The sequence below is a fragment of the Bacillus sp. MYb209 genome (assembly GCF_002975175.1).
Classification (GTDB): domain Bacteria; phylum Bacillota; class Bacilli; order Bacillales; family Bacillaceae_G; genus Bacillus_A.
On the sequence record NZ_PCNZ01000070.1, the window covers coordinates 1 to 7352 of the forward strand.

Sequence of the window (7352 nt, forward strand, 5' to 3'; positions counted from 1 at the left end):
AAAACCGACAGGCGGCGAGAGTCGCGCGGGGGTTCGAATCCCTCTACCTCCTCCAGATATAATTGACAACAGCGCATATAAGTGGAGATTGGAGAACTCGTTACCAACACGTAACGAGTTTTTATTTTAAAACCAATCATAAAGTATGATGTAAGGATATAGCGTCCTTATTACACACTCATATTCCGATGATTATCTTCATAGATATGAAAGGAGTTAACATGGATCTTATTATACAAACGTTTCCTTTAGATGGAAAAACTTTATATTATGTACAATGTCCTGTCTGTAAGAACAATAGAATTTTAAACAGTGGTGCAAATGTGTCGCGCATTATAAGTGATGATACATTCCGTAAACTTTGTGGTTGCACTTGTGATGTAAAACAGGTTGCAAAAAAAGTAGAGGTGCCAAAAGAAGCTGAAAAACCAGCTGTGCAAAAAGAAGTAACTCCAAAACGTACAGGGAAATTACTAACAGCAGTAATTAATGGGAAAGAAATGACTGTTAAAGAGATTGCTGAAACATATGATATTAGTACGAGTACTGTTCGTCAGCGTATTAATGCTGGAAAGCCAGAGAGTGAAATTATTGCTCCGACGAAAAAGAAAAAGTAATTTCATAGGAAAACCCGTGCATATGCACGGGTTTTTTATTTTACAAGTTTACGTGTTTGTTTTAAAAAATGTCCAATTTTTTTAATGATTGGTTCGATTGAATCGTCATCTTTTAAAATATCGTATTCATTAATGTTTAATCGTAAAACAGGGCATGAATTAAAGTTATTAATCCAGTTATCGTAACGTCCATGCATCTCTTTCCAATACTCAATTGGTGTTTGCTGCTCCATAGGACGTCCTCGTTCTTGAATACGATCGACAATATCATCAAAAGAACCTTCTAGGTAAATTAATAAGTCTGGATGAGGGAAGTAAGGAGTCATGACCATAGCATCAAATAAACCTTTGTATGTTTCATAATCAGTTTCAGTCATTGTACCCTTTTCGTAATGCATCTTTGCGAAAATACCAGTGTCCTCATAGATAGAACGGTCTTGAACAAAACCGCCACCATATTCGAAAATTCTTTTTTGTTCTTTAAATCGTTCTGCTAAAAAGTACACTTGTAAGTGAAAGCTCCAACGTGTGAAATCAGCATAGAACTTGTCCAAATATGGGTTGGAATCTACCTTTTCAAAAGATGTACGATAACCTAAAGCGTTAGCTAATGCAGTTGTCATAGTTGATTTACCGACACCTACTGTTCCAGCAATAGTGATAACTGCATCATTTGGTATATCATATTTTTGCCTTAAATTCATTGTTATTTCGACTCCTTCAAGAGAGTATTTTGAAGAGCGGATAAGATGACATTTAAATCATCAGGATTTCTTACAAAATCCATATCGTCTCCATTAAATTTCAATACTGGAATATCTGGATGGTCCTTTTTGAAAGCATCCATTGCTGTTTCGTAATCTTTTGTAAGCTGTAACAAGTAATTTGGATCCATATTTTTTTCGAATTCTCTTCCGCGCACCGTAATTCGTTTTTGTAATGTTTCTAGGCTCGCTGTTAAATAAACGATGACATTTGGTACAGGCATATCTTGCGTAAGAATGCGATAAATTTGCATGTACTTGTCATATTGAGAATGTTTTAATGTACGGGATGCAAAAATTAAATTTTTAAATATATGATAATCTGCTACTACAGGCTTCCTTTGATTCAAATACTTTATGTTAATATCCTCTAGTTGTTTGTATCTATTACAAAGAAAGAACATCTCTGTTTGAAAACTCCATTCGTCGATGTCTTCGTAGAATTTTCCTAAAAAAGGATTTTCATCAACAATCTCTTTTAGTAAGTGGAGTTGCATGTGAGTTGAAAGTTCCTTCGCAAGTGAAGTTTTTCCAACACCAATTGGTCCTTCAACCGTGATAAATGGTACTCCGGTCACGCTGTTTCCTCCTTTCAATCAGTGATTTACCGTGACTACTAAAAACACAAAACAGAATTATTGTAGCACAAGAGGGGAGCGAGTGGACTAATTTGATATAAAAAGTTAGAAAATAGATATGTATTAACTAAATTTCATTTGGGATGACGGCACAATATTTGCCTTTAATGTGGCTTCCATTATTTTTAAAGCATGTTCATTATCTTGCTCGTTATTAGAAGCGATGCAATCCCGTGGTACATAAAGTTTATAATTTCTCATATGGGCATCATTAGCTGTAAAAAGGATGCATATGTTCCCGGCAATTCCTGTTAAAATGAGATTTTCGATTTTTAAATAACCTAATAAAGAATTCAAAGGTGTTTCATAAAAAGCAGAGTAATGTGGTTTAATAAAAATGTAATCGTCAGTATGCGGAGCAATGGCCTCGATAATATTTTTACTATACTCATTTGTACAATGAGTAATAAGTTGATCAATATCAGATCTCCAAAGTTGATAGTGATCATTGACATAAATTATTGGATAGCCCAATGATTTCATGGTGTCCTTTAATTGTAAAATGGGGTTCTTTATAATTTCACATTTCTGTGCCAGGATGGGCCCGTGGGAGAATTGAAAATCATTAATCATATCGATGATGAGTAAGGCAGTATTTTTCATATGTAATTCCCTCTCTTTCTTCTTTAGGTTGGATTGAATTTGTAAAAGTTATCCCACCTGCAAGAAATGAAAAAGTGTATTTTATTTTTGGTGAAAGGACTATATTATGGAGCGAGATATATATTTTATGCAGTTAGCAATAGAGGAAGCGAAGAAGGCGGAGGCGATACAAGAGGTACCAATTGGTGCTGTAATTGTGCTAGATGGTGAAGTGATTAGTGTCGCACATAACTTAAGAGAAACTGAACAGAGATCAATAGCTCACGCCGAGCTCTTAGCTATTGATGAAGCTTGCAAAAAATTAGGGACATGGCGTTTAGAAGATGCAACGTTATATGTAACATTAGAACCTTGTCCAATGTGTGCAGGGGGAATTGTTTTATCGCGTGTAAAACGGGTTGTATATGGTGCGAGCGATCCGAAAGGTGGATGTGCAGGTACATTGATGAATCTTTTAACTGATGAGCGTTTTAATCATCAGTGTGAAGTAGTGGCTGGTGTACTTGAAGAGGAATGTGGTACGTTGTTAACGATTTTTTTTAGGGAGCTTCGTAAGAAAAGAAAAGAAGCGAAAAAACTAGAGAAAAGTAATGGTAACTAACGTATTTGCATTTTGTAAAAAAACAAGTTATACTGATAATGCCTTATCCAAGGCAACCGAATATTGGTTTTAACTTTGCCGTGCTAAGCGGGGAGGTAGCGGTGCCCTATACTCGCAATCCGCTCTAGCGAGGCCGAATCCCTTCTCGAGGTTATGCTGCTGTAAGGCCTGCCTTAAGTAAGTGGTGTTGACGTTTGGGTCCTGCGCAACGGGACCCCGTGAACCTTGTCAGGTCCGGAAGGAAGCAGCAATAAGCGGGTTTTCTCGTGTGCCGCAGGAGTGCCTGAACCGAGCTAACTGCTTGAGTAACGCTTATGGTACGTAATCGACAGAAGGTGCACGGCAGTTATATATGTATACAAAACTCACCTTAATAAAAGGTGGGTTTTTTGTATGGAAAATAACTTTTGGAATCTATAAACAGAATGGGTTATAATAAATGAGATAATAACCTTTGAGGGAGGCCGTATTTTCGTGTCATACCAAGCGTTATACCGAACATGGAGACCGCAAAAATTCGAAGATGTAGTCGGTCAAAAGCACGTGACAAAAACGTTGCAAAATGCCCTTCTTCAAGAGAAAGCTTCACATGCTTATTTGTTTTCTGGTCCGAGGGGAACAGGGAAAACGACAATTGCAAAAGTATTTGCAAAGGCAATTAACTGTGAACACGCCCCGGTAGCTGAACCTTGTAATGAATGTCCTTCTTGTTTAGGAATTACACAAGGGTCTATTTCAGATGTATTAGAAATTGATGCGGCTTCAAATAACGGTGTAGATGAAATTCGAGATATAAGAGACAAAGTAAAATATGCTCCAAGTGCTGTAGGATATAAAGTATACATTATTGATGAAGTTCACATGCTTTCTATGGGTGCCTTTAATGCGCTTTTGAAAACTTTAGAAGAGCCGCCAGGACATGTTATTTTTATTCTGGCGACAACAGAACCGCATAAGATTCCAGCTACAATTATTTCGCGTTGTCAGCGTTTTGAGTTTCGAAAGATATCAGTAAATGATATCGTTGAGAGGTTATCAACAGTCGTGACAAATGAAGGTACGCAAGTAGAAGATGAAGCGTTACAAATCGTAGCGCGTGCCGCCGAAGGTGGTATGCGTGATGCGCTCAGTCTTATCGATCAAGCTATTTCTTATAGTGATGAGACGGTAACGAGTGAAGATGTTTTAGCTGTAACAGGATCTGTATCTCAGCGATATTTAGGTGACCTGGTAGAATGTATACGTGAAAATGATGTATCAAGAGCGTTACGTATTATAGACGAGATGATGAGTAAAGGGAAAGATCCAGTTCGCTTTATGGAGGATTTCATTTACTACTATCGTGATATGCTTTTATATCAAACTTCACCACAATTAGAACATATGTTGGAACGGGTAATTGTAGATGATCAATTCCGTACGTTAAGTGAAGAAATGCAACCGGAAGTAATCTATGAAATTATTCATACCCTTAGTAAGGGACAACAGGAGATGAAGTGGACAAACCATCCAAGAATATTCTTGGAAGTTGTTATGGTGCAACTGTGTCAGCAGTTTATGATGCAAGCAAACGGCGCAGATCGTTTACAAGCGATTATGAACAGGATGCAGCAGCTGGAGAAAGAGTTAGAGCAAGTTAAAAAGAATGGCGTGCCAGCTGGTGTGCAGCAGGAAGTAAGAGAGACGCGGGCAACACCAAAACCGGTACGAACAGGAAGTATGAAAATTCCTGTTGGACGTGTGAATGAAGTGTTAAAGCAAGCGAAGCGTCAAGATTTAGAACAGTTAAAAGCTATATGGGGCGAATTATTAGGAAGGCTCAAGTCACATAACAAAGTAGCATTTGCTGTTTTATTAGAAAATAGTGAACCAGTTGCGGCTTCGGATGATACCTATGTGTTAGCATTTCAATATGAGATTCATTGCAAAATGGCTAGTGAAAATCGAGAAGCAATGGATACATTGGAACAAACTCTTTTTGAATTGTTAAGTAAAAGGTTAAATATGATTGCTATCCCAAAAAGTGAATGGGGTAAAATTCGTGAAGACTTTTTACAACGCGAAGGCGGGGATTCTGAAGAAAGCCCAGAACAAAAAGAAAATCCTCTTATAGAAGAGGCTGTAAAATTAGTAGGGCAAGAACTTATTGAAATAAAAGAGTAATAATAATGAGGAGGAATTAATTATGATGCGTGGCGGAATGGGAAATATGAATAATATGATGAAACAAATGCAAAAGATGCAAAAAGACATGGCGAAGGCGCAAGAAGAGCTTGGCGAAAAAACAGTTGAAGGTACAGCTGGCGGCGGAATGGTTACTGTTATTGCAAATGGTCATAAGCAGGTTCTTGAAGTGAAAATTAAAGAAGAAGTTGTAGATCCAGAAGATATCGAAATGTTACAAGACTTAGTATTAGCTGCAACGAATGATGCACTTAAAAAGGTTGATGAACTTTCAAACTCTACAATGGGTCAATTTACAAAAGGCTTGAACTTACCAGGTGGAATGTTCTAGGAGGATATTGATATATGCATTATCCAGAACCGATATCAAAATTAATCGATAGTTTTATGAAGTTGCCAGGAATCGGACCGAAAACAGCGGTTCGATTGGCGTTCTTCGTGTTAGATATGAAAGAGGATGATGTACTAGGTTTTGCGAAAGCGCTTGTGAATGCAAAGCGAGATTTAGCGTATTGTTCTGTGTGTGGACATATTACTGACCGCGATCCTTGTTATATTTGTGACGATTCGCATAGGGATCAATCGGTTGTTTGTGTAGTACAAGAGCCGAAAGATGTAATTGCGATGGAAAAAATGAAAGAATATCAAGGTGTATATCATGTTTTGCGTGGTGCCATTTCTCCAATGGAGGGAATTGGACCTGAGGATATTAATATCCCGCAGTTATTAAAGAGACTACAAGATGAAACAGTACAAGAAGTGATATTAGCAACAAACCCTAATATTGAAGGGGAAGCTACAGCGATGTACATATCCCGCCTCTTAAAGCCAACAGGGATTAAAGTAACTCGTATTGCACATGGTCTGCCAGTTGGTGGAGATTTAGAATATGCAGATGAAGTAACGCTATCGAAAGCTTTAGAAGGCCGTAGAGAGATATAAGAGGAGAAGGGAAAATGTTCTTTCAAAAAAAGGGTAAGTTGCGTAAAGAGTATGACGATAAGTTAATTGTATTATTAGAAAAGGTAAAGAATGAATGGCTACGTCAGAAGAGACTGGTTGAACAAAGTGTTGAGCCGTCTCAAGATGTACTTTGTTCTTTGAAAATAGCAGAGGCGAAATATTTTTTCTTGTTAAAAGAAGCAAAACGTCGTCCTGTGAAAATGGAACAATGGTAAAAGGTCCTGCTTTTTAAAGCGGGACCTTTTGCTTTTTATCGATTTATTTGTGAGTAACAGGGCTACTTTATTTTTGGGATATAAAGAGGAGAAAGAAAAGGTGGGAATAGAATTAGTTGTATCTAATTATTAGTGCTTAGAAGAAATATTACTGATTAAAGGTTATAAAGATGAAGTGGTAGGATTTATGTTATAAATGTTCTTTTTTATTGTCTTGTCCCATACAAATGGATATGTATAGGTCATTCATAAGGAGGAAAAAATGAATTCTACAATTATTATTGTTGGCATTCTTGCTTTGGTTTTTATTTTTCTTGTTTTTGGTGTTTCTGCTAAACCAATACGTTTTATAGGGAAAGCACTCTTTCATGTCACTTTAGGTATAGCGTTACTATTTATTGTGAATGTTGCAGGGACATATTTTGATTTTCATATTCCAATTAACATGGGCACAGCTACAGTATCAAGTTTATTAGGGATGCCAGGTGTTACTGCATTAGTGATTATTAAGCTATATATAATGCCAAGATAAATTTATTTTGGCATTTTTTAAAAAGGCATTGACTTATCGATTAGTAATATGATAAATTAATAAGCGTCGTCAGGAACGAAAGAAAAAAGTTGTTGACAGATTCAAGTCAAAATGTTAAATTATAAAAGTCGCTGAAACGCGACGTTGAACTTTGAAAACTAAACGAAACAAACAACGTGAAACGTCAATTTTTATTTTTAGATGCTAGACAAACTAACTTTATTGGAGAGTTTGA

Annotated in this window: 10 protein-coding genes and 1 other RNA gene; 8 read left to right on the top strand and 3 right to left on the bottom strand. The window is 36.8% G+C overall.

Going from position 1 to position 7352, the window contains the following annotated elements; genetic code table 11:
• Positions 1 to 221 precede the first annotated feature (221 nt).
• Complete coding sequence (locus tag CQZ94_RS29560; protein WP_002107271.1) at positions 222 to 617, top strand: sigma factor-like helix-turn-helix DNA-binding protein; 396 nt, start codon at positions 222 to 224, stop codon at positions 615 to 617.
• 35 nt (positions 618 to 652) lie between these two features.
• On the opposite strand, the gene CQZ94_RS29565 is transcribed toward CQZ94_RS29560, so the two are convergent.
• The 3 genes from CQZ94_RS29565 to CQZ94_RS29575 form a co-directional block, all read right to left on the bottom strand.
• Positions 653 to 1321 carry a deoxynucleoside kinase gene (locus CQZ94_RS29565; RefSeq protein ID WP_105588289.1) on the bottom strand — a complete coding sequence of 223 codons (669 nt, stop codon included), beginning with the start codon at positions 1319 to 1321 and terminating at the stop codon, positions 653 to 655.
• A 2-nt stretch (positions 1322 to 1323) separates the two neighbouring features.
• Positions 1324 to 1959 carry a deoxynucleoside kinase gene (locus tag CQZ94_RS29570; protein WP_105588290.1) on the bottom strand — a complete coding sequence of 212 codons (636 nt, stop codon included), beginning with the start codon at positions 1957 to 1959 and terminating at the stop codon, positions 1324 to 1326.
• A gap of 123 nt (positions 1960 to 2082) precedes the next feature.
• On the bottom strand, positions 2083 to 2622 hold the full coding sequence (locus CQZ94_RS29575; RefSeq protein ID WP_105588291.1) for a cysteine hydrolase family protein: 540 nt from the start codon (positions 2620 to 2622) through the stop codon (positions 2083 to 2085).
• A 106-nt stretch (positions 2623 to 2728) separates the two neighbouring features.
• Between CQZ94_RS29575 and tadA the strand changes: the two genes are divergently transcribed.
• The 7 genes from tadA (at position 2729) to CQZ94_RS29610 (ending at position 7117) form a co-directional block, all read left to right on the top strand.
• Entirely contained in the window at positions 2729 to 3223 is a 495-nt protein-coding gene (gene tadA, locus CQZ94_RS29580; protein ID WP_002123533.1) for a tRNA adenosine(34) deaminase TadA, read from the top strand.
• Between the two features lie 78 nt (positions 3224 to 3301).
• Positions 3302 to 3566, top strand: an RNA gene (gene ffs / locus CQZ94_RS29585) — signal recognition particle sRNA large type.
• 131 nt (positions 3567 to 3697) lie between these two features.
• Positions 3698 to 5386 carry a DNA polymerase III subunit gamma/tau gene (gene dnaX, locus CQZ94_RS29590; RefSeq protein ID WP_105588292.1) on the top strand — a complete coding sequence of 563 codons (1689 nt, stop codon included), beginning with the start codon at positions 3698 to 3700 and terminating at the stop codon, positions 5384 to 5386.
• 25 nt (positions 5387 to 5411) lie between these two features.
• Positions 5412 to 5738, top strand: coding sequence for a YbaB/EbfC family nucleoid-associated protein (locus tag CQZ94_RS29595; protein ID WP_181149577.1), 327 nt, complete (start codon positions 5412 to 5414; stop codon positions 5736 to 5738).
• Between the two features lie 14 nt (positions 5739 to 5752).
• Positions 5753 to 6349 carry a recombination protein RecR gene (recR, locus tag CQZ94_RS29600; RefSeq protein WP_002009629.1) on the top strand — a complete coding sequence of 199 codons (597 nt, stop codon included), beginning with the start codon at positions 5753 to 5755 and terminating at the stop codon, positions 6347 to 6349.
• Positions 6350 to 6363: 14 nt separating this feature from the next.
• On the top strand, positions 6364 to 6585 hold the full coding sequence (locus CQZ94_RS29605) for a YaaL family protein (RefSeq protein ID WP_002009631.1): 222 nt from the start codon (positions 6364 to 6366) through the stop codon (positions 6583 to 6585).
• Positions 6586 to 6847: 262 nt separating this feature from the next.
• The gene (locus tag CQZ94_RS29610) at positions 6848 to 7117 is read left to right on the top strand and encodes a pro-sigmaK processing inhibitor BofA family protein (RefSeq protein ID WP_105588294.1); all 270 of its coding nucleotides are present in this window, start codon (positions 6848 to 6850) and stop codon (positions 7115 to 7117) included.
• Positions 7118 to 7352 lie beyond the last annotated feature (235 nt).